Annotated in this window: 18 protein-coding genes and 1 tRNA gene; 13 read left to right on the forward strand and 6 right to left on the reverse strand. The window is 62.3% G+C overall.

Annotated elements, in window-relative coordinates:
- The first annotated feature begins 16 nt into the window (after positions 1-16).
- The 3 genes from KVP10_RS00750 (at position 17) to KVP10_RS00760 (ending at position 2,704) form a co-directional block, all read left to right on the forward strand.
- The gene (locus KVP10_RS00750) at positions 17-562 is read left to right on the forward strand and encodes a TRAP transporter small permease (protein ID WP_217962561.1); all 546 of its coding nucleotides are present in this window, start codon (positions 17-19) and stop codon (positions 560-562) included.
- The gene (locus KVP10_RS00755) at positions 562-1,890 is read left to right on the forward strand and encodes a TRAP transporter large permease (RefSeq protein WP_217963043.1); all 1,329 of its coding nucleotides are present in this window, start codon (positions 562-564) and stop codon (positions 1,888-1,890) included. Before KVP10_RS00750 ends, KVP10_RS00755 begins: the two co-directional genes overlap by 1 nt.
- 61 nt (positions 1,891-1,951) lie before the next feature.
- Positions 1,952-2,704: an enoyl-CoA hydratase/isomerase family protein gene (locus tag KVP10_RS00760; RefSeq protein WP_217962562.1), complete on the forward strand. Its 753-nt coding sequence runs from the start codon at positions 1,952-1,954 to the stop codon at positions 2,702-2,704.
- 67 nt (positions 2,705-2,771) lie between these two features.
- Here the strand turns inward: KVP10_RS00760 and gcvA are convergent, their stop codons facing one another.
- On the reverse strand, positions 2,772-3,737 hold the full coding sequence (gene gcvA / locus KVP10_RS00765; protein WP_217962563.1) for a transcriptional regulator GcvA: 966 nt from the start codon (positions 3,735-3,737) through the stop codon (positions 2,772-2,774).
- Between the two features lie 129 nt (positions 3,738-3,866).
- Here gcvA and KVP10_RS00770 point away from each other — a divergent pair, with 129 nt between their 5' ends.
- The 4 genes from KVP10_RS00770 to KVP10_RS00785 all read left to right on the forward strand — a co-directional run bounded on the left by KVP10_RS00770 (position 3,867) and on the right by KVP10_RS00785 (position 7,454).
- Entirely contained in the window at positions 3,867-4,613 is a 747-nt protein-coding gene (locus KVP10_RS00770) for an RraA family protein (RefSeq protein ID WP_217962564.1), read from the forward strand.
- A gap of 39 nt (positions 4,614-4,652) precedes the next feature.
- On the forward strand, positions 4,653-5,639 hold the full coding sequence (locus KVP10_RS00775; RefSeq protein WP_217962565.1) for a Bug family tripartite tricarboxylate transporter substrate binding protein: 987 nt from the start codon (positions 4,653-4,655) through the stop codon (positions 5,637-5,639).
- Positions 5,640-5,858: 219 nt separating this feature from the next.
- On the forward strand, positions 5,859-6,845 hold the full coding sequence (locus KVP10_RS00780) for a Bug family tripartite tricarboxylate transporter substrate binding protein (protein WP_217962566.1): 987 nt from the start codon (positions 5,859-5,861) through the stop codon (positions 6,843-6,845).
- A 285-nt stretch (positions 6,846-7,130) separates the two neighbouring features.
- Positions 7,131-7,454 carry a hypothetical protein gene (locus tag KVP10_RS00785; RefSeq protein WP_217962567.1) on the forward strand — a complete coding sequence of 108 codons (324 nt, stop codon included), beginning with the start codon at positions 7,131-7,133 and terminating at the stop codon, positions 7,452-7,454.
- Between the two features lie 181 nt (positions 7,455-7,635).
- Here KVP10_RS00785 and KVP10_RS00790 read toward each other — a convergent pair whose 3' ends face one another.
- From KVP10_RS00790 to KVP10_RS00805, 4 genes are all read right to left on the reverse strand, one after another.
- A complete protein-coding gene (locus KVP10_RS00790) occupies positions 7,636-8,877 on the reverse strand; it encodes an arginine deiminase (RefSeq protein WP_217962568.1) in 1,242 nt (413 codons plus the stop codon).
- A gap of 16 nt (positions 8,878-8,893) precedes the next feature.
- On the reverse strand, positions 8,894-10,315 hold the full coding sequence (locus KVP10_RS00795) for a basic amino acid/polyamine antiporter (protein ID WP_217962569.1): 1,422 nt from the start codon (positions 10,313-10,315) through the stop codon (positions 8,894-8,896).
- A gap of 28 nt (positions 10,316-10,343) precedes the next feature.
- Complete coding sequence (locus tag KVP10_RS00800) at positions 10,344-11,420, reverse strand: AI-2E family transporter (protein WP_217962570.1); 1,077 nt, start codon at positions 11,418-11,420, stop codon at positions 10,344-10,346.
- Positions 11,421-12,242: 822 nt separating this feature from the next.
- Positions 12,243-12,319: transfer RNA gene (locus tag KVP10_RS00805), tRNA-Pro, on the reverse strand.
- 874 nt (positions 12,320-13,193) lie between these two features.
- On the opposite strand from KVP10_RS00805, the gene KVP10_RS00810 reads away from it, so the two are divergent.
- The gene (locus tag KVP10_RS00810; RefSeq protein WP_343218668.1) at positions 13,194-13,835 is read left to right on the forward strand and encodes a uracil-DNA glycosylase family protein; all 642 of its coding nucleotides are present in this window, start codon (positions 13,194-13,196) and stop codon (positions 13,833-13,835) included.
- Between the two features lie 69 nt (positions 13,836-13,904).
- On the opposite strand, the gene KVP10_RS00815 is transcribed toward KVP10_RS00810, so the two are convergent.
- Positions 13,905-14,858 (reverse strand): LysR family transcriptional regulator, encoded by a 954-nt coding sequence (locus KVP10_RS00815; RefSeq protein ID WP_217962572.1) that lies wholly within the window; start codon positions 14,856-14,858, stop codon positions 13,905-13,907.
- A 272-nt stretch (positions 14,859-15,130) separates the two neighbouring features.
- On the opposite strand from KVP10_RS00815, the gene KVP10_RS00820 reads away from it, so the two are divergent.
- The 5 genes from KVP10_RS00820 to KVP10_RS00840 all read left to right on the forward strand — a co-directional run bounded on the left by KVP10_RS00820 (position 15,131) and on the right by KVP10_RS00840 (position 19,553).
- Positions 15,131-15,916: a class II aldolase/adducin family protein gene (locus KVP10_RS00820; RefSeq protein ID WP_246600224.1), complete on the forward strand. Its 786-nt coding sequence runs from the start codon at positions 15,131-15,133 to the stop codon at positions 15,914-15,916.
- Between the two features lie 119 nt (positions 15,917-16,035).
- Positions 16,036-17,001 carry a Bug family tripartite tricarboxylate transporter substrate binding protein gene (locus KVP10_RS00825; protein WP_246600225.1) on the forward strand — a complete coding sequence of 322 codons (966 nt, stop codon included), beginning with the start codon at positions 16,036-16,038 and terminating at the stop codon, positions 16,999-17,001.
- Between the two features lie 15 nt (positions 17,002-17,016).
- Complete coding sequence (locus KVP10_RS00830) at positions 17,017-17,910, forward strand: amidohydrolase family protein (protein WP_217962573.1); 894 nt, start codon at positions 17,017-17,019, stop codon at positions 17,908-17,910.
- A 73-nt stretch (positions 17,911-17,983) separates the two neighbouring features.
- Positions 17,984-19,075: an alkene reductase gene (locus KVP10_RS00835; protein WP_217962574.1), complete on the forward strand. Its 1,092-nt coding sequence runs from the start codon at positions 17,984-17,986 to the stop codon at positions 19,073-19,075.
- Between the two features lie 82 nt (positions 19,076-19,157).
- On the forward strand, positions 19,158-19,553 hold the full coding sequence (locus KVP10_RS00840) for a BPTD_2524 family lipoprotein (RefSeq protein ID WP_217962575.1): 396 nt from the start codon (positions 19,158-19,160) through the stop codon (positions 19,551-19,553).
- The last annotated feature ends 87 nt before the right edge of the window (positions 19,554-19,640 follow it).

Below are 19,640 nucleotides of genomic sequence, written 5' to 3' on the forward strand. Positions count from 1 at the left end.
CGGAAGGAGGCCTACGATGCGCAGTTTCGAGCGTTGTGTCGACGCCATCAGCGTCGCGCTGGCGGTGCTGGCGGCGATTCTGCTGCTGGCAGCCACCGTCATCATCACCTGGATGGTGGTCGAGCGCAGCCTGGGTATGCAGAATTCGTGGGAACTGGAAATATCCATAGAGCTGATGATCGCAGCCATTTTTCTGGGCTCCCCCTACACGCTTTCTACCGGCGGCCATGTGCGCATGGACCTGCTCGATGCCGTGCTCCCGCAGTCCTGGCGCAGCCCTCTGGCGTTGGCCGCGAAATGCGCGGGTTTCCTTGCCTGCATCTATCTCGGCTGGAAGGGGCTGGGCCTGGCCATACATGCCTATGACACCGGCGAGCGGGCATTGGGCGTCTGGCAGCCTCTGGTGTGGCCGAAATACGCCACGATACCGCTGGGCATGTTAATGACGGCGCTGCAGTATCTGGTACAGATACGCCGCGAACATTGCGCGGGCGGCAAGACCGGCGAACCGCAAGAGCGCCGCGCAATGCAGAGCGAGCCTCAGGGCAGCGGGGAGGCATGATGTCCGAGCTCGAAATAGGTGGCCTGCTGTTCGTCGTGACCTTTCTGGTGTTGTTTTCGGGCATTCCGATCGCTTTCGGGCTGATCCTGGTGTCGCTGGGGTTCCTGCTGGCCTTTGGGGATGATGGCGGCCTGAGCGCCGTCCCCAGCACCTTTGTCGGCGAGCTGTCGAATTTCGCGCTGCTGACGATCCCGCTGTTTGTGCTGCTGGGGTGCGCCATCGGCGCTTCGCGGGCGGGCAAAGATCTATACGATTCGCTGCATCGCTGGCTGTACCGCGTGCCCGGCGGCCTGGTCATAGCCAATATCATCGGTTGCGGCCTGTTTGCGGCCATGTGCGGATCCAGCCCCGCCACGGCCGCGGCTATAGGCAAGGTGGGCGTGCCCGAGATGATCCGGCGCCATGTCCCCCCTCGCTTGGCCACGGGATCGATTGCCGCGGGCGGCACCCTGGGCATCCTCATACCGCCTTCGCTTACTTTCATCGTCTACGGCATTGTTACGCAGACTTCGATTGCCCGGCTGTTCCTGGCCGGCGTCGTGCCGGGGCTCGTGCTGGTCGTGCTGTTTGCCGTGTATGCGTGGCTACGCACGCGCCTGCAGGCTCCATCGGCCATGGCCGCCGCCGCTGCGGCCACCGAGCGCTACAGCTTTGCACAGAAGATGTCCGGCCTGGTGCGCATCGCGCCGTTCCTGTGCATTATCGTGGCCGTGACCGTGGTCATGTACGGTGGGCTGGCGACCCCTTCCGAGGTCGCCGCCATCGCGGCCTTTCTTGCATTGGCCATGGTGGCGCTGGTGTATCGCACCTATCGCCCGCGCGAAGTGTGGGTGATCATGCGCGACGCGATCAGGGAATCTTGCATGATCCTGATGATCGTCGCCGCGGCGGCCGTCTATGCGTACATGATGTCGTACCTGTATATTACGCAGAGCGTTGCCGAATGGATGTTCAGCTGGAATTTGAGCAATTGGGAGCTGATCCTGATTCTCAATGTGTTTTTGCTGATCGCCGGCTTCTTCCTGCCGGCGGTCTCCATCATCCTGATGAGCATGCCCGTGATCCTGCCCGTGCTCGCACACAACCACGTGGACCTGATCTGGTTCGCGGTCATCCTGACCATCAATCTCGAAGTCGGCCTGATTCATCCGCCGCTGGGCCTGAACCTGTTCGTAATACGCGGCGTGGCGCCGGAGGTGGCGCTGCGCGACATCATGCTGGGGACGCTGCCTTTCGTGGCCATCCTGTTGCTGTTCATCGTGATACTGGTTTTTTTCCCGGAAATCGCTACCTGGCTGCCCAATACCTTGATGGGGCCGGGAAAATGAATCGCGGATGCGGTAGAGTCGCGTTTATGGCGCCACGCCGGCGCACTGTCGGAGAGATTCAATGGATATGATCGTCGACCGCGAGCCGGACCTGAGCATCGTCGGGTCCGTGGCCACGTTGACGCTATGCCGGCCCAGCCAGCACAACCGTATCGCGCCCGAGGACTGCGCCGTCATAGACGGCCTGCTGGCGCGCGCCGCGGCGACGCCGGAGCTGCGCGTGCTGGTGATTACCGGCACGGGTGCCAAGACCTTCAGCTCGGGCTATACGCTGGGAGCCATCCTGGACCAGCTCGACAAGCGTTTCGAGGACATGCTCGACCGCCTCGAACGTTTTCCGCTGCCCACGGTGTGCGCGATGAACGGCAGCGTGTACGGGGGCGCAACGGATCTGGCGCTGTGCTGCGACTTGCGCATCGGGGTGCGGGGCAGCCGCATGCTGATGCCGGCCAGCCGTTTCGGGCTGCACTATTATCCCGGGGGCCTGCGCCGCTACGTGGGGACGCTGGGGCTGGCGGCGGCCAAGAAACTGTTCATGACCGCACGCGCGATTGCGGACGAAGAGATGCTGCGCATCGGCTTTCTGAGCGATCTGGTCGAGCCGGCCGCCCTGCAGGACACGGTGGACGCCTATGTGCAGGATCTCCTGGCCTGCGCGCCCGGGGTGCTGTCCACCATCAAGGCGGACTTGATGGATACGGCCTACGGCACGGCGATTCCGGAAGTGCTGCGCGCCCATTATCAAGAGTCGCTCGCCTCGCCGGAACTGGCGCGGCGCCTGGCGGCGATGGGGGCGGGCAAGGCCGCCGGCTGAATTGGCGCCGTCGCGCTGGTTGCTCTAGACGAAGTCGTCACCGTTGGCCGGGGTGAGCCTGCGAGTTTCACCGAGGCGGCCGGCCAATTGCTGCAGGATGGCGCGGCGCGGCGCCTCCAGGCCCGGGGCGCATCAGCTGGCGCCGTTGCGCCTCGAACGCCGCGGCTTCTTCCGTCAGCCAGGCCCGGAATTCCATCGCGTAATACTTATCGGCCGTTGCCTCGGAATGGATCAGGTAGAACGCGTCGGGGATCTTGACGCGCTCCGCGAAGGGCGCGGCCAGCGCGCCGGACTCGAGATCCTCGACCACTAGCGCGTGTTGCGCAATGGCGATGCCATAGCCTTCCTTGGCGAATTGATAGGCCAGGCTGACACTGCCGAAGCGGATGCCTTCCTGTGTATCGTCGCGCTCCGCCCGCATGGCCCGCAGCCAGGTCTTCCAGTAGTCCGGGTGCACCATGGAGTGCAGCAGGGTGTAGCGGTGCAGATCGTCGTAGCTGGCCAGCGGATGATCCGCCAGAAAGGCCGGGCTGCACACGGGGACCAACTCTATGTCGATCAGCTTGCGGCTGGACAGGTTCGGCCAGTTGCCCCGGCCTATGCGTATTGCCACGTCGGCGTTGTTCAGGCGATAGTCGACCGGGGCCAGCGTGGTCGAGAACGTCACATGGCATTCCGGGAATTTCACTTGAAATTTCATCAATCGAGGAATGAGCCAGCGCAGGGAAAAAGTCATGGGGCACCAGATGTGCAGGGAATTCATCAGGTTGCGCTGGCGTATGGCCCCCGTGGCGGTGGATAGCTGCAGCAGGGGCTCCGAAATCTGCTCCCAGTAATCTTTTCCGCTGGCCGTGAGCCTCACCTCGCGATGCAGCCGGTGAAACAAGGGAATACCGAGGTGCGCCTCGAGCAGGGCGATTTGCCGGCTGACAGCGCCCGCCGTCAGCGACAGCTCGATCGCGGCCTGCTTGAAGCTTTCATGGCGCGCGGCGATCTCGAATACCTTGATCGCATACAAAGGCGGCGTATTCATGGTGGAAGCCTTCGCTCACTTTACAAATACTCAATCTAGCGCGAGTTTATATCGTTTGACCCTGGCGTTGGCGGTCTCCCATAATTTCCTCCAATCCGTGCCCGCTCAATGACTAAGGAAAGAATGGCGATGAAGAACAAGCCCCTCACCGGCAAGATCGATGCGAGCCGCATCAAAATGATGGAAGTCCCGCGCCCCGGCCGGGAGCTCATCGAAGGTTTCAAGGCCCTTGGGGACGCGTCGAGCGTGGTGAGCGATGTGCTGGACGAGCTGGGGATCACCGGCGCCCTGGGCGCCTCGCTCTACAGGCCCACTATTGCGGGGCGCTGTATCGTCGGGCCCGCACTCACCGTGCGCAACATCGTGCAGCGTGAGCATCCATACGAAACCGCGCGCAACAAGGTCAATAAAATGGCCGAGTTCGAGGCTCACAACCTGGCCTTGCCCGGGGATGTCGTGGTCATCGATGGGGTGGCGGGCATATCGAACATGGGCGGCATTTCCGCGCAGACCGGCAAGCGCCAGGGCGAGGCCGGTGCGATCATATCGGGTGCGATTCGCGACGTGGGGCATTCCCGCTCCGTGGATTATCCGGTCTGGGCGACGGAAATCACGCCGGTAACCGGCAAGTGGCGCATCGAGACCGTGGAAATCAACGGCGACATCGACATGAGCGGCATCCGTGTTTCGCCGGGCGACATCGTCATCGCCGACGACACCGGTGTCTGCTTCATCCCTATAGCCAGGGCGGCCGAAGTCCTGCGCGCCGCAAGCAAGAAGGCACGGCTCGAAGAGGAGAAGTGCCGGGTGATCGACACGGGGATCCCGGTATACGAAGTCACCCGATTCCAGACGGATACCTCCCACGCGAAATAAGCAGGCCGGCGAGTCTCCGACGTTCGCCAGGAGCACGAAATGCATGTATGGAAAACGGCCCGCCTCGGGTGTGTGTCTTGCCTCGCATTCACGGCGCTGGCATGGAACGGTCCGGCCGCATCGGCAAGCGCGCAGGCCTACCCCAGCCACATGATCAAGTTCGTGGTCCCGTTTCCCCCCGGAGGCGGCACCGACACACTGGCCCGCTACGCCGCGCAGGCCCTGGAAAAAGAACTGAAACAGACCGTAGTGGTCGAGAACAAGCCCGGAGCGGGCACGGTGATCGGCACCGCCTACGTCGCCCATGCGCCCGCCGACGGCTACACCATATTGGTCGGCGCCATCAACACCGCCACCAATCGTTACCTGTACAAGAAACTGTCCTATGATCCCGATGCGATCATGCCTCTGGGCGGACTGGCTTATTCCCCGTCGATTGTCGTCACCAGCGAAAAAAAGCGCTTCCATGACGTGAAAGGCCTGGTCGCCTATTCCAAGGCACACCCGGGCAAGCTGAATTTCGCGTCATACGGCATAGGCAGCAGCCCGCATCTGGGAACCGAGCTATTGATCCAGGCGACGGGGCTGGATGCCACTCACGTGCCATATCAGGGCGGCGGGCCGGCCCAAGCTTCGGTGCTTGCCGGCCAGACCGACTTTCTCATGTCGAGTATCCTGCCGGTGCTGTCGTTGATCCAGAGCGGCAGGCTGGTCGGGCTGGGCGTGGCCGCCGACGAACGCCTGAAATCCTTGCCGAAGGTGCCTACGCTGAAAGAGCAGGGCATAGACCTGGCAACCGGCACCTGGTTCGGGTTTTTCATTAGATCGGACACCCCCGGGCCGATTGTGCACAAGCTCGATGCGGCGCTGTCTGCGGTGATGAGCCGGCCGGCCATGCGCGACTTCATCGAGAAAGAGGGCGCCCAACCCATGGCGGGCGGACGCAAGGCCTTCATGGAATTCGTGGGCAAGGAAGACCAGCGCTGGAAGAAGGTCATCCAGTCGGGGAAAATCAGCGTGGAATGAGGCCCGCGGGCGCCGGGAGATCAATACTTCCGGCCTAGCCTTAGATCAGGGTCGGAGGCATCGCGGGGCCTGCGTCCGTGGGCATGTGCCGGTTCGTTGCGAAGCGTGGGGGGCGTATCGGCCAGCCGTCATCCGTGAGGATGCATCGATTCAGTCGGGGAGTCGAATCTGTCCGGCCACAACAAGCCCGTATCCGGGCGCACTGATCGAGGAAGACAAATGAAACACATGTTTATCAAGGCCGTCATGTCGGCCTGCCTGCTTGCTTCGGGTTTCGTCGCCGCCCACGCGGCGGCCTCCGGCTCCTATCCCGACAGGCCCATCAAGATTGTCGTGGGCTTCGTGCCGGGAGGCCCCACCGACCTCTATGCGAGGATCGCCGCGCATGGGCTGGAGCAAATACTCGGGCAGCAGTTCGTCGTCGAGAACCTGGCCGGGGCGAGCGGCGCGATCGCGGCGGCGACGGTAGCCAAATCCAAGCCGGACGGCTATACCTTGCTCGTGAATGTCGTGTCGGACATCATTACTCCTCTTGCCAAGAAAAATCCCGGGTACAACCTCGAGAAGAACTTCTCGCCCATAGGCCTGATCGCCGATGCCCCGAACGTCCTGGTGGTGAATCGGGGCGTGCCTGTGGATACGCTGAAGGGCCTGATCGATTACGCGCGCCGGCATCCCCATACGATCAATTACGGCTCCGCGGGCACGGGGACAGTAAGCCATCTGGCAGGCGCGCTATTGGCCTCCGCAGCCGGCATCGACATTACGCATGTGCCGTACAAGGGGACCAACGGCGCGCAAATGGATCTGCTCGCCGGGCGGGTTTCGATGATGTTCGACAATTTGACCAATGGCCTGGCCAACGCGAAGGCGGGCAAGGTCAAGGCCTTGGCCGTCACTTCGCCGCAGCGCTGGCCAGGCGCCAAGGATCTGCCGACCATGGCCGAGCTCGGGTTCCCCGGCGTGACCATAAGTTCGGTGTTCGGGCTGATGGCCCCCGCCGGAACCCCGAAGCCGGTCGTCGAGAAACTCTCGCGCGCCCTTGCCAAGGTGCTGCAGAACAAGGCCTACCGGGAAAAAATCGTTCAGTCCGGGGCGCAGCCCGGCGCGCTGGATGCGAAGGAATACGGGGAATACATCGCCAAGGAGTCGCGGCGCTGGAAACTGTTCTTGCAGAAACACCCCGGCATTATTCCCGCTGAATAAGCTCCGTCTGCGTGTCGAGCATCCAGGGCCGCCGCCGTACCGGTCAAAGGTTGAAACAAGGGTTTCCCCTAGTTACTTTTTGCTCATTTAGGCGGAAACTTTCCGATACGCAGCCACATCGGGCTGATTGTGCGACGGCGGGGCAATCCAGCTCCCATCTCGCAAAGGAAGGTCGCCATGGATCGTACCCAACTTCCCGGCCGGGCTGTACGCGCGGCGAAACGGGGCTCCGCGGTTTGCGCTGTCTTGGCCATGGCCGCCGGCTTGGCGTTCGCCGGCGCCGCGATGGCGGATTCCTCCGGAATCGCTTCCTATGCTCCCATAAGCGGCTTCACCCCCGTCGGTTCTTATGGCCAGGGGCTGGCGACCGACAATCAGAAGTGGCCCTCGACTTTCGGCACCGGCATGCCCTCGTCGTCCCAAAGCGGCTCAAGCCAGGCCGTCGCCCTGCAGACCCTGGACAATAGCGCGTTGGCGCGCAATATAGACGTCGGCCTGAATGCGGGCACGACCGCCGCCATTACTGGCAACGCAAGCAACTTCGTCTCCTCCACGGGCAGCCTGAACAGTACCTCCCAGTCGTCCAACCTCGTCCTGGTCGGTAAATAGCGCCGGCTCGCCTGCCGTGCGGATGGGCGCAGGCCCGCCCGCTGCGCAGTGCATGTCCGGCGCAAGCTGCACGAGCATCGCGTCACCCCCCGGAACCGGATCGCCGTCCCGCTACGCCATGGGAGCATTCCGCGATGCCATGATGTGGGCCTATAACTGTGGGCCTATATCGCGGCCGGAGTCAGGCAGGATCGCGAATGATGGGGCAGGTCATGCAGTGGCCACCGCCTCGTCCACGGCCCAATTCCGCGCCGACTATGGACACCACTTCGATACCGGCCTTGCGCAACAGCGTATTGGTATACACATTACGGTCATAGGCCATGACAACGCCCGGAGACAGACAGACAAGATTGGCTCCGCTGTCCCACTGCGTGCGCTCGCGTAGATACGCATTCCCGCCTGTTTCTATGACACGCATTTTTTTTATGCCCAGCGCCCCGCCGATCACCTCTACGAGCGATCCCTTTTCCCGATGGAGTTCCAGTGCCCCGGGCTTGCTGCCGGGCCGATAGGAAAAAGCCTGAATACCGTTGGCGATGTCGGGATAGATCAGCACACAATCGCGATCGGCAAACGTCAGCACGGTATCTAGGTGCATGGCCGCGCGCAGCTTCGGCATCGCAGCCACAATCACGCGATCGACAACTTCCTGGGCGAACAGGGAAGCGGCCAGCTGGCTGATGGCCTGCCGGGACGTACGTTCGCTCATGCCTATCATCACGGTACGGTTGCCGATGGGCATGACATCTCCGCCCTCCAGCGTGGCAAGCCCGTGATCTTGGGTCGGATCGCCCCACCAGACCCGTGTCTTCCCGGCAAAATCCGGGTGAAAGCGATAGATCGCGGCGGCCAGGATGGTTTCTTCATGGCGCGCCGGCCAGTAGAGCGGATTGAGCGTGACCCCGCCGTAGATCCAGCAGGTCGTATCGCGCGTATACAAGGTGTTTGGCAGCGGCGGCAGCAGGTATTCCGTAACGCCCGCGGCATCCCGTATGAGGGCCAGCTGTTCGCCGCCGATGTCCTCGGGAAATTCCTCGGTCGAAAGGCCGCCGATCAGTGTTTCGGCAAGCTTGCGCGGCGGCAGGCCGTCGAGATAGCCGCGAATCTCGTCCAGCAAGCCCAGGCCCAGCTGATTCGCCACCACCTGGTTGTCCAGGATCCACTTTTTCGCTTCGGGTCGCGTCACGGTTTCGGTCAGCAGATTGTGCATTTCCACGACCTCCACGCCGCGGTCACGCATCTTGTTCATGAAGTCGAAGTGGTCGCGCTTGGCATTATCGACCCACAGCACATCGTCGAAAAGCAAAGCATCGCAATTGGAAGGGGTCAGCCGTTCATGGGCTTTTCCGGGTGCGCAGACCAGTACTTTGCGCAATGTGCCCACTTCGGAATGAACTCCCAGTTCAGTGTTGTTAGCCATTATTTTCCCTTGGATGTCAGATAATGATCCAGCCTTGGTGCAGGCCGGCAACAGCAGCGAGGCAACCGACGAGAGCCACCGCAAATACGACGATTTCCCAGCTCTTGAACAGCTTCCGGCCCCGTTCGCGGCGGGCCCAGTAGTACAAAGCCGTGCCCGGTGCATAGAGCAGTGCCGACAGCAATACGAACTTCAGTCCGCCTGCATAGACCAGGAATGCGGTATAGAGCACTGCGATCCCCGCGACAACCAGGTCTCGGGTGCGGCCGTTGCCGTTTTCGTAAGTTTCTCCGCGCCTGGCGAGCATGAATCCGAACGCCGCCACCAGGAAATAAGGAATCAACGACACGGCACTGGTCAGATTGAGCATCAGCGAAAAGGCATCCGACGACCAGTAGGTGCTGATGACGAAAAGCTGGACAACGATATTGGTAAGCCACAGCGCGGCGGCCGGCACGCCGTTCTTGTTCTCGCTGGCGAAGATGCGCGGCATGTCTTCGTTTTTCGAGGCGGCGAACAGGACTTCGGCGCAAATCAGCGACCATGCGAGGTAGGCGCCGAGGACCGATATAAGCAGTCCTACGCTGATGAAAACGGCGCCCCAATGGCCGACTGCCGACTCCAGCACGCCCGCCATGGACGGCTGGCGCAGCGCGGCAATTTCGCTTTGGTGCATGACCGCGTATGGCAGCAGAGTCACCAACACCATCAGGCAAAGCGCTGTCATGAAGCCGATCAGTGTCGCCACGCCGACGTGCGATCGCTTGATCGCGAAGCGGGAATAGACGCTGGCGCCTTCGATCCCCAGGAATACGAAAACCGTGACCAGCATGGTTCGTCGAACCTGCGCAAAAATACCCTCCGTCCCGAAATCTCCCCACAAGTTCGTCCGGAACAGATCCAGCTTGAAGGCGACAATGAGCATGACGATGAACGCCAGGATAGGAATGATCTTGGCCACCGTGACCACGGCGTTGATAAATGCGGCCTGTTGCACGCCTCGCAGGATCAGGAAGTGGAATAGCCAGATCCCGATTGATGCGGCGAGGATGGCGGGCAAGGTGTTGCCGTTGCCGAATACAGGAAAAAAGGCGCCTAGCGTGGACTTGATCAGCACCCAATACGAAACATTGCCTATGCAGCTTCCAAGCCAGTACCCGAACGCGGACAGGAACCCCAAATAGTCTCCGAATCCCGCCTTGGCATAAGCAAAAATGCCGGCGTCCAGGTCGGGCTTTCTTTGGGCCAGGCTTTGAAAAACCCGGGCCAGCGTGTACATGCCGGCTCCTGCGATGGCCCAGGCAATAATTGCACCGATGACGCCCGTCGCATTGCTAAAAGTCCTCGGCAGCGAAAAAATCCCCGCTCCGATCATCGAACCGACCACCATCCCGGTCAATGACAACAAGCCCAGCTTCTTTTCCTCGCCATTCTGCATTGCTCGCCTCCGATGAAATATTACGTGTTCACATGAGAGAACTTCCTGCTTTTGGATCTTCTCGATTCGGCGAGCCCGGGTCGACGGCACCCGGGTCGTGCGATCGTTGCAGCCCTTGGCTTGTCCAGATCGATGTGGCCGCGATCAGGATGGGCACGCCGATGAAAGTTCCGGGAATGCCCCAAACAAGCCCCCAGAAGAACACCGCCACCATCACGGCCAGCGGGGAAAGGGAAAAGGCGCTACCGGCGAGGCGGGGCTCCAGGTAGCAACCGTAAGCGATCTGGATGACATTCAGGATCAGAAGCACGATGACCGCGGCGTTCAGGGATCCGAATTGCACGAACGCGAAGAAGGACGGGAAAAGCGTGGCCAGCAAAGGGCCGAGAAACGGGATGTAGTTCAGCAAAAACGCCAAGGCTCCCCAGGCCGTGGCCAGCTCCAGTCCCGCGTACATTGCGAACAACCAGACCGTCAGGCCGGTCAACAGACTCGCGACGGTGCGGATCAGCATATAACGCCGCAACTTGGCGGATATTTGCTCGGTTACGTCCGCCCAGTGGTCCGGGTGGCGCGTGATGCGGCGTATGCGCGATGGCACTTCGTCCAGCTCGAAGACTCCAAGCGTGACGAACAGAAATGACAGGAATATGAGGCCGGCCGTGCTGTTGATGCGGACCAGCAGTTCCTGGAGCGCTCGCAAGACCCAGGTCACGTTGAAGCCATCCTGGAACAAGGTCAGCACCAGCGTGAATCGCGGATCCAGGTCAGCCAGCTCGATATTGAACAGACGCTGCAGCCGCGCCGAATTGGCGATTGTCCATTGCGCTACCACGGTGAGCCCCCAGGCCGCCAGGCTCAAGAACAATATCGCCACGCCGATAGTGATGACGAGCGTCAATATACCGGCTGCCATGCCTCCCAGGGCACGCCGCAAAGCGCGTTCCAGCGGCGCCACGAGCGCCAGGATGAACAGGGCGAATGCCAATGGCACCAACACTGCGCTGGCCAGGTACATCAGGCCCAGTGTCAGAAGGGCTGCGATCCAGCACAAGTAGGCGGCAGGCCATATTGTCCCACCCGGCCCCTCGAGGGGGAGCCTCATCTCGGAATTACTCCATCGATGCGTTGGATCAGATAAGGCTGGATGTCATCGAGGCGGGTGCCTGTCGGCGCGAGCAAGAATACGGCCGCAATCGGCCCAAGGGCGCGCAGGACACTTATGGTATGGCTGCATCTAGTACATTGCGTACTGTGTTCCTCGATACCATCGGAGCCCATGGCCTTTCTCCTCCTGGCGCAGCATAGAATGGAACATCACTCTGCAATACCGGATTCCGCAGCTATGGGCATCTGAAGCTTGCTATTGGCGAGGCCGTGCCGCGCATCCCGGAAACACATCATCCCAATGCCCCGAGCCGGTCCGAAACGCGATGGCGGGCCGGCTCGTTGAATTCGCGGATTTCGCTGGCGCTGTATATCGATTGGCTGTGCCACGTCCAGCCCGCCAGGTAAAAAATATTGTTTCTATTCGAGCAAAAACCCGGCTCACTTTATGGCTCTGTTACATGAGCACAGGCTCCGGTAGCCTCAACCGTCGCAAAGCAAGGACAAACGACGCGGAACCAGTTCTATCCAAGAATCGGGGCCAATAAAACCAAGCTCCGGTGTACGACGTCACTTCAAAATTGATATCACAATTCAGATCTGTCTAGCCCAGAGGCCCGACCGGACATCAGTCTTCCCTCTGTGCCTTGAAATACAGGCGAATTCTCTTATATGGAACGTAGTGGATACCCGTGATAGTACCACTCTTCGAAGTGAAGGCCGGGGCGCTCGAGCATAGATTCAAGGGACGGCCCCGCCGAGGCCAATCCCATCAAAGACAAGGGCTTGCAGACCGAAATCTGCAAGCCCTTGGTTTTTCTGGTCGGGACGGCGGGATTCGAACTCGCGACCCCTTGCACCCCATGCAAGTGCGCTACCAGGCTGCGCTACGCCCCGATACCGGACGCCTCGCGGCCCCCGGTTTTGCTTTCCGCGGGCCTTGCCCCCGGTCAGCGAAAGCCGAGATTCTAGCATAAATATTTTGCAGCAGTTTGGGCCGGGAAGAGGCCGCCCGTAACGGGGCTTGCATGGGGTGCAAGAGGCCGCAAGTGCCGTCGATATGTTCCGTCATCGAAGCTTTTGCTTGCATTTTCAATGGCTTTCCCTGCGTTTCCGGCCGTCGTGGCTTTGGTATAAGGATAGGTTTAGCAGCTTTATATCGAGGCCCTGAATATGTCCATGCGAACCTTGTGCCGTTGCGGCGCCGCGTTGTTTCTTGCCATGCTCGCCGCCGGGTGCAGCAGTACTTCGTCGGGCAGCCACCGGGATACGCTGCTGGGCAACCAGTGCAAGTGGAATCCCCGGAGTTGCGATTATTCGGGGCCCTACGATCCCGGAGAGCGGGCTTATGCCGAGAAAGAGGCGGCGCGCCTGAATGAGGCCGAAACCGATAGGTTGCGCCATATCAATCTATCGGGGAAATAAATCCGCGCAGGCACTGTGCCCTCTGTGGCGTGCCCCGTCGAATCGGCCGATAATTTCACATTTGGCTTTCGGTAAATCTCGCATTCCGCACATTTGGTTTTAGGTAAATCTCGCTGCGTGGCCGTGCCGCCCGTCGTTGCCGTGACGCGGGCGCGTGTCGCGGCCTTGTGTCTCGTCCAGCCGGCATCTGGCAGGTTCATGAGCCCGGATTCGATGGATGCACCAGCCGGGCCAGGCACGAGCCCCAGCGAGAGCGGACGGCCATGGCGCGGCTTGTCGACGCCATGCAGGTCGCGCAGGCGCCGAATCCGGGCATGCGAAAACAAACAGGACACTGGATTCAGTCGTGACCAAGAACAAGAAGAATTTCGAGGCGCTGTTGGCCTCTATCCGCGCCTGCAGGGTATGCCGCGATCAGCCGCGCTACGGCGGCCCGCTGCCGCATGAACCGCGGCCTGTGATCCAGGTGTCGGAAACGGCGCGTATCTGCATCGCCAGCCAGGCCCCGGGCGCACGCGTGCATGCAAGCGGCCGCCCGTTCAATGACCGGTCCGGAGTCCGATTGAGGCAGTGGCTGGATATTGAAGAGGGCGACTTCTACGACGCGTCGCGCGTCGCGATCGTTCCCATGGGTTTCTGTTTCCCCGGCAACAAGCACGACGGCAGCGACCTGCCGCCGCGGCGGGAATGCGCGGAAATCTGGCGGGAACAGTTGTTCGCGCAACTGCCGAACTTGACGCTGTTGCTGCTGATAGGCGGCTACGCGCAACGCTGGCATCTCGAACGGCTGGTTCCTGGCCTGCCCAAGCGGGACGTTACGGAAACGGTGCGTTCGTGGCGCGAATTGCGCCGCACGCTGCCGGCGCTGCATGTGTTTCCCTTGCCGCATCCTTCATGGCACAACCAGAATTGGCTCAAGCGCAATCCATGGTTCGAGGCCGAGGTGCTGCCGGTATTGCGGGCGGATGTGCGCAACGCGCTAGCCTGATCGGGTACTGCCGCTGCAAGCCGATAGGCCTCGCGCCGGCGCCATGCATACCGGCGCATGCGCCGGATCCTACACGATAGGCGCCGGCTCGAGCCCTTTCTCGTCGAGGATGGAGGCACCTTCCCAGTCTCCGCTGCGGATCAGGCCGTGCGCCACCTCCCTGAGCACGACGCGGGTGGCCAGGGCGGCGGGAGACAACTCGTCGTCGGGGTGGCTGGTCAGGATGCTGCAGCGGTACAGCGATTTATCGGCGATGGGCACCAGCACGATGCGTTCGTCGTTCGTGACCGATACCGCCGAGCTGGGATGGATCGTAGCGCCCATGCCGGTCTGCACCGCGCCCATCAGGGTGTTCAGCCCGTCGATTTCCGACACCACATTGGGTACGGTGTTGCGCCGCTTGAAGGCGTTCATGATGATGCTGACCAGGGTGTGCCGGCCGCTGGGCAGGATCAGCGGCAGCTTGGACAGGTGCTCCAGGCGCGTGCTGCGCCCGCGCGGCATGCCGGGCAGGTCGCTGCGACCGATGACGTACAGGTATTCCTTGAGCAGCGGCCTGACGTGCATGCGCGGGTCTTCGCCCATGTCGAAGCGCAGGCTCAGGTCGAGCCGGCGGGCGTCGAGCAGCACGGTCAGGTAGGCCGAGAGGCCCTCGACGATATTCACCCGTATCTTGGGATAGCGTTCGCGCATGGCGCGGATCAGGGGCAGCGCCAGGCGCAGCGCGGAGGTAGGCGCCATGCCGATTCTCACCGCGCCCGACAGCCTGCCTTCCTGCGCCGCGTTGGCGGCGATCTCGACCTGGCGCAGCACGGTCTGCGCGTGTTGCCAGAACTCGATGCCCGCGCCGGTGGGCACGACGCCGGTGGACAGGCGCTGCAGCAATCGGGTCGAGAGTTCGCTCTCGAGGCGGCTGATCTGCTGGCTGAGGGTCGAGGTGGTCACGTCCAGCTCGAGCGCCGCGCGCCCCATGCTGCCCAGTTCGACGACCCGCACGAAATAGCGTAATTGCCTGAGTTCCATTGCTTGGATTGATACCTCATAGTGCGGTCTTTTATACGCTCGGTCCGATGGCCTTCGCCGGCCTGGGCGCGCACGGCGGGCCTGGGCCCGAGGGTGGCAAGTCTTTAATTTTATTAAACCCCTCTTGTGCCGTGCTGTCTAGCGCCTGGCTCGAAGAGGGCATAGAGTTTCGAGATCGAGGTCCGCCGCCCTGGTGCGGCAGCGGTTTCGCGCGGCTTGCCCGGTACGGGGGGGCCGTACGCCCATTCAGGCAACAATTGCAGAGGTAAGCCATGGCCGATCAGGCATTGAAGATATCTTCCATGAAGGACAAGTGTTCCCCCGAGGAATGGCAGCGGCGCGTCGATCTGGCCGCCTGTTATCGGCTGGTGTACATGTACGGCATGTCGGACATGATCGCCAATCATATTTCGTGCAATGTGCCGGGCGAGGACGGGGCTTTCCTCATCAATGCCTACGGCATGATGTACGAGGAAATCACGGCTTCCAGCCTGATCAAGGTGGATCTCAGCGGCAAGATCCTGTCCCAGCCCGACTTCGGCTCCCTGAACTACGGGGTCAACAAGGCGGGTTACGTCATTCATAGCGCCATCCACGAAGCGCGCCACGACGTGGCCTGCGTCATCCACATCCACAGCTGGCCCACCATGGCGGTGTCGGCGCTGGAATGCGGCCTGCTGCCCATCACGCAGACGTCCATGCGCTTCCTGAAGATCGGCTATCACGATTACGTAGGCGTGGTGCTCAACGAATCCGAGAAAGAATCCCTGGTGCGCGACCTGGGCGACAGCGAGGCCTTGATCCTGCGCAACCACGGCGCCATCACGGTGGGCAAGAGCATCGGTGAAGCATTCAACTGGATGCACCGGCTGGAACTGGCCTGCCGCACGCAGCTCGCCGCGATGGCCTGCAATACGCCGCTGTCCAAAGTCAGCCCGGAAGTGCTGCAGGACACCTGGAACAATTATCAACCCGGCACCCGCCGGCCTTACGGGCTGATGGAATGGCCCGCGCTGCTCAGGAAGCTCGATCGCATCGACCCTTCCTATCGCGACTGACGTTCCGTGCGCCGGCCGCCTGGCCGGGCATCGGGCGTATTTTGCGGCCTGCGTCCGCCCGGGCGCTGCGCCGCTACCCGCTGTTCATAACTCTTAGATAACGCTCCAAGGAGAACCCCATGTCCACCAACAAGATTTTCAAGCTGTCCCTGCTATGCGCCGCCATGGCGGCCAGCTCCGCAGCGCTGGCCGCCTATCCCGACCGGACCATCACGATGATCGTGCCCTTCGCCCCAGGCGGCAATCTCGACATCACTGCGCGCGCCATCGCCCCGGCCCTGTCCAAGGCGCTGGGTGGCGAATCGGTCGTGGTAGAAAACAAGCCCGGCGCCGGCGGCTCCATCGGTGCGGGCTATGTGGCGCGCACCAAGCCGGACGGCTATACGCTGCTGGTGACCACGCCCAACGCGATCGCCGTCACGCCGTACATGACCAAGACGCCATATAGCCTCAAGAGCTTCCGCGCCGTCGGGCTGGTGGCCTATACGCCGCTGATCATCGACGTCAATGGCAAGAGCAAGTTCAAGACCATCCAGGACCTGATGAAATACGCCTGCGCCAATCCCGGCAAGGTGACGGTGGGCCACTCGGGCATCGGCACTACCAACTACATCGGCCTGATCCGCCTCGAAGAGGCCTCGAATTGCAAGTTCTCGGCCATCCCCTACAAGGGATCGGGCCCCGCTCTGGTGGATCTGCTGGGCAATCAGATCGACGTGGTTGTCGACCAGCTCAGCAGCTCGGCGCCGCAGGTCCATTCCGGCAACCTCAAGGCCCTGGCGGTGATGACGGCCAACCGGGTGCCCGACCTGCCCAATGTGCCGACGTTGCAGGAAGCCGGCGTCAAGGGTGTGGATGCTTCCACCAGCACCGGCCTGCTGGTGCCCGAGAAGACCCCCGACGATGTCGTGAATACGCTCAACAAGGCCCTGCAGAAAGTGGCGCAGGACCCGTCGGTGCGCAATGTGCTCGGCAAGGTGGGCAGCTCGGCCATTTCGTCCACGCCCGAGAAATTCATGAGCATGATCGACGATGAAAGCAAGATCGCCGGCAAGCTCAGCGCCGAAGGCAAACTCAAAAAGTAGGAGATGGCGGTAGATATGTCGAATGCTTGCTGCGCGCCTCTGGACGCATTCCAGAAACTGACTTTCGCGATGCCTGCGAATGCGTGCGATTCCCACGCGCACATATTCGGGCCCTATGATCGCTATCCGCTGGCCGAAGAGCGCAGCTACACGCCGGCGGAAAACGACGTCGGGCGCTTCCTCTGGCATCTGGACAGGCTGGGAATGGCGCGCGGCGTGCTGGTCACGGCCAGCGCCTGCGGCACCGACAACAGCTCGGTGCTGGATGCGCTGGGCAAGCATCCGCAGCGCTTGCGCGCCGTGGCGGTCTGCGACGGCAGCACCGACCGCGCCACGCTGGCGGCCTGGCGCGAGGCCGGGGTGGCGGGCCTGCGCTTCAATCTGTACCGGCTCAATGGCCGTTCGGTATACAAGAACGGCGTGGGCTTCGAGGCGTTGCAGGCGCTGGCGCCGGTCATGCGCGAGCTCGGCCTGCACGCGCAGATATGGGTGCATGCGCCGGACCTGCCCGACCTGGCGCCGGAACTCGAACAGCTCGGCATCCCCCTGGTGGTGGACCACATGGGCCGGATGAATACCGAACTGGGCGTGGACAATCCGGGCTTCAAGAAACTGTGCGCCATGCTGGCCGACGGAACGGCATGGACCAAGATATCGGGGGCCGACCGCAACACCAAGCGCAGGGGCGATTACAGCGATGTCGATGCCTATGCGCTGAGCCTGCTGCGGGCCAACCCCGAGCATGTCGTGTGGGGCAGCGACTGGCCGCACATCAATTATTTCGACCCGGGCCATGTGCCCGACGATGGCGTGCTGCTCAATACCCTGCGGCGCTGGGTGCCCGACGATGCGCTGCTGCAGCGCGTGCTGGTGGACAACCCTGCGACCCTGTACGGCTTCGAGAAATAGTCGGCGGCGCACTTTTTTTGCGTTGCAGCATAGCGTACACTCGGTACCGTGATCTCGACACGGAAGTGAAGCTATGATCGATTTATTCAAGCCCGTGCAGTTCGGGGCGACCCAGCTGAATAACCGCATCGTCATGTCGCCGCTGACGCGCACCCGCGCGTCGGCCGGCCGCGTGCCCAACGACTTGATGATGGAATATTATCGCCAGCGCGCCGGCGCCGGCCTGATCCTGTCCGAGGCGACCTCGGTGTCCGCCCAAGGTGTGGGCTACCCCGACACCCCGGGCATCTGGTCCGCCGAGCAGGTGCAGGGCTGGCGCCGCATCACGCAGGCGGTGCACGAGCGCGGGGGCAAGATGTTCCTGCAACTCTGGCACGTGGGGCGGGTGTCCGATCCCGTCTTCCTCGACGGCGATCTGCCGGTGGCGCCCAGCGCTATACCCTGCGGCGGCCATGTCGCCTTGTTGCGTCCCAGGATCGACTACGTGACGCCGCGGGCGCTGGAACTCGCCGAACTGCCCGGCATCGTCGCCGATTTCGAGCGCGGCGCGCGCAATGCGCTCGAGGCGGGCTTCGACGGCGTCGAAGTCCACGGCGCCAATGGGTATCTGCTCGACCAGTTCCTGCAGGATGGCGCCAACAAGCGTCTCGATGCGTATGGCGGGCCTGTACAGAACCGCGCTCGTTTGTTGCTGGAAGTCGTCGATGCCTGCATCGGGGTATGGGGCGCGGATCGCGTGGGCGTGCACTTGTCGCCCCGGGGCGGTGCGCATTCGATTTCCGATTCCAACCCGGCCGCTGTGTTCGGCCAGGTGGCTGCCGAACTGGGCCGGCGTAGCGTGGCCTTTCTATGCATACGCGAAGCGCTGGGCCCCGATAGCCTGCTGCCCCTGGTCAAGCGCGCGTTCGGCGGTCCGGTCATCGCCAATGAAGGCTTCGACCTGGACAGCGCGCAGCAGGTCGTGGATCGCGGCGATGCCGATGCGGTGGCTTTCGGCAAGCTCTATATCGCCAACCCGGACCTGGCGCAGAGGCTGCGTGGTGATCGCCCCTTGAATCAGTGGGACGCCGGCACTTTCTACGCCTCGGGTCCCCATGGGTATACGGATTACCCGAGCCTGGAATCCGAACAGGATGCCGCCGAGCTGGAGACTTGCAACGGCTGAGCAGGCAGCGGGGCCCCGTAGCCGCGGCGGCCCCGTAGAATACGAACAAACAGCGCGTGCGCGCAGGCCTCAAGGAGCCAGAATGAAAGTTTGGATTTGCGGCTTGCTGGCCGCGGGATTGCTGTCGGGTTGCGCGATCGGCATACAGGGAAATTCCCCCACGATTTCCTATACGGTGCCGCGGGATTACCTGACGGTATACCACCGTGCGGAAGACCAGGCGCAGAAGTGCCTGCGCGGCCAGAACGCCTATAACGTGCGGGGCAAGCTGGATCGTGCCTCGCGTTCGGGCAGCGTCGACGTGCTTGCGCCCCTGGGCGACAGCACGGTGGCGCGCACCCAGTTCCAGGCGCTGGATGCCGGGCATACGCGCGTGATCCAGACCGTTTGGGGGCGTTCCATATGGGATGCCAAGGCGCTGCGGGCCATGCGCGAATCCGTGTTCATGGATACCTCGGTCTGCACCGCGTATCTTTGATCAGGTCTTGATCGGGGATGCCAGCCCGGGCCGAAGGCCGGGCAGGCGCCCCTGGCGGGACACCGGCATCGTGTCGGGATGGCCTGG

Source organism: Candidimonas humi, assembly GCF_019166065.1.
In the GTDB taxonomy this organism is placed as follows: domain Bacteria; phylum Pseudomonadota; class Gammaproteobacteria; order Burkholderiales; family Burkholderiaceae_B; genus Candidimonas; species Candidimonas humi.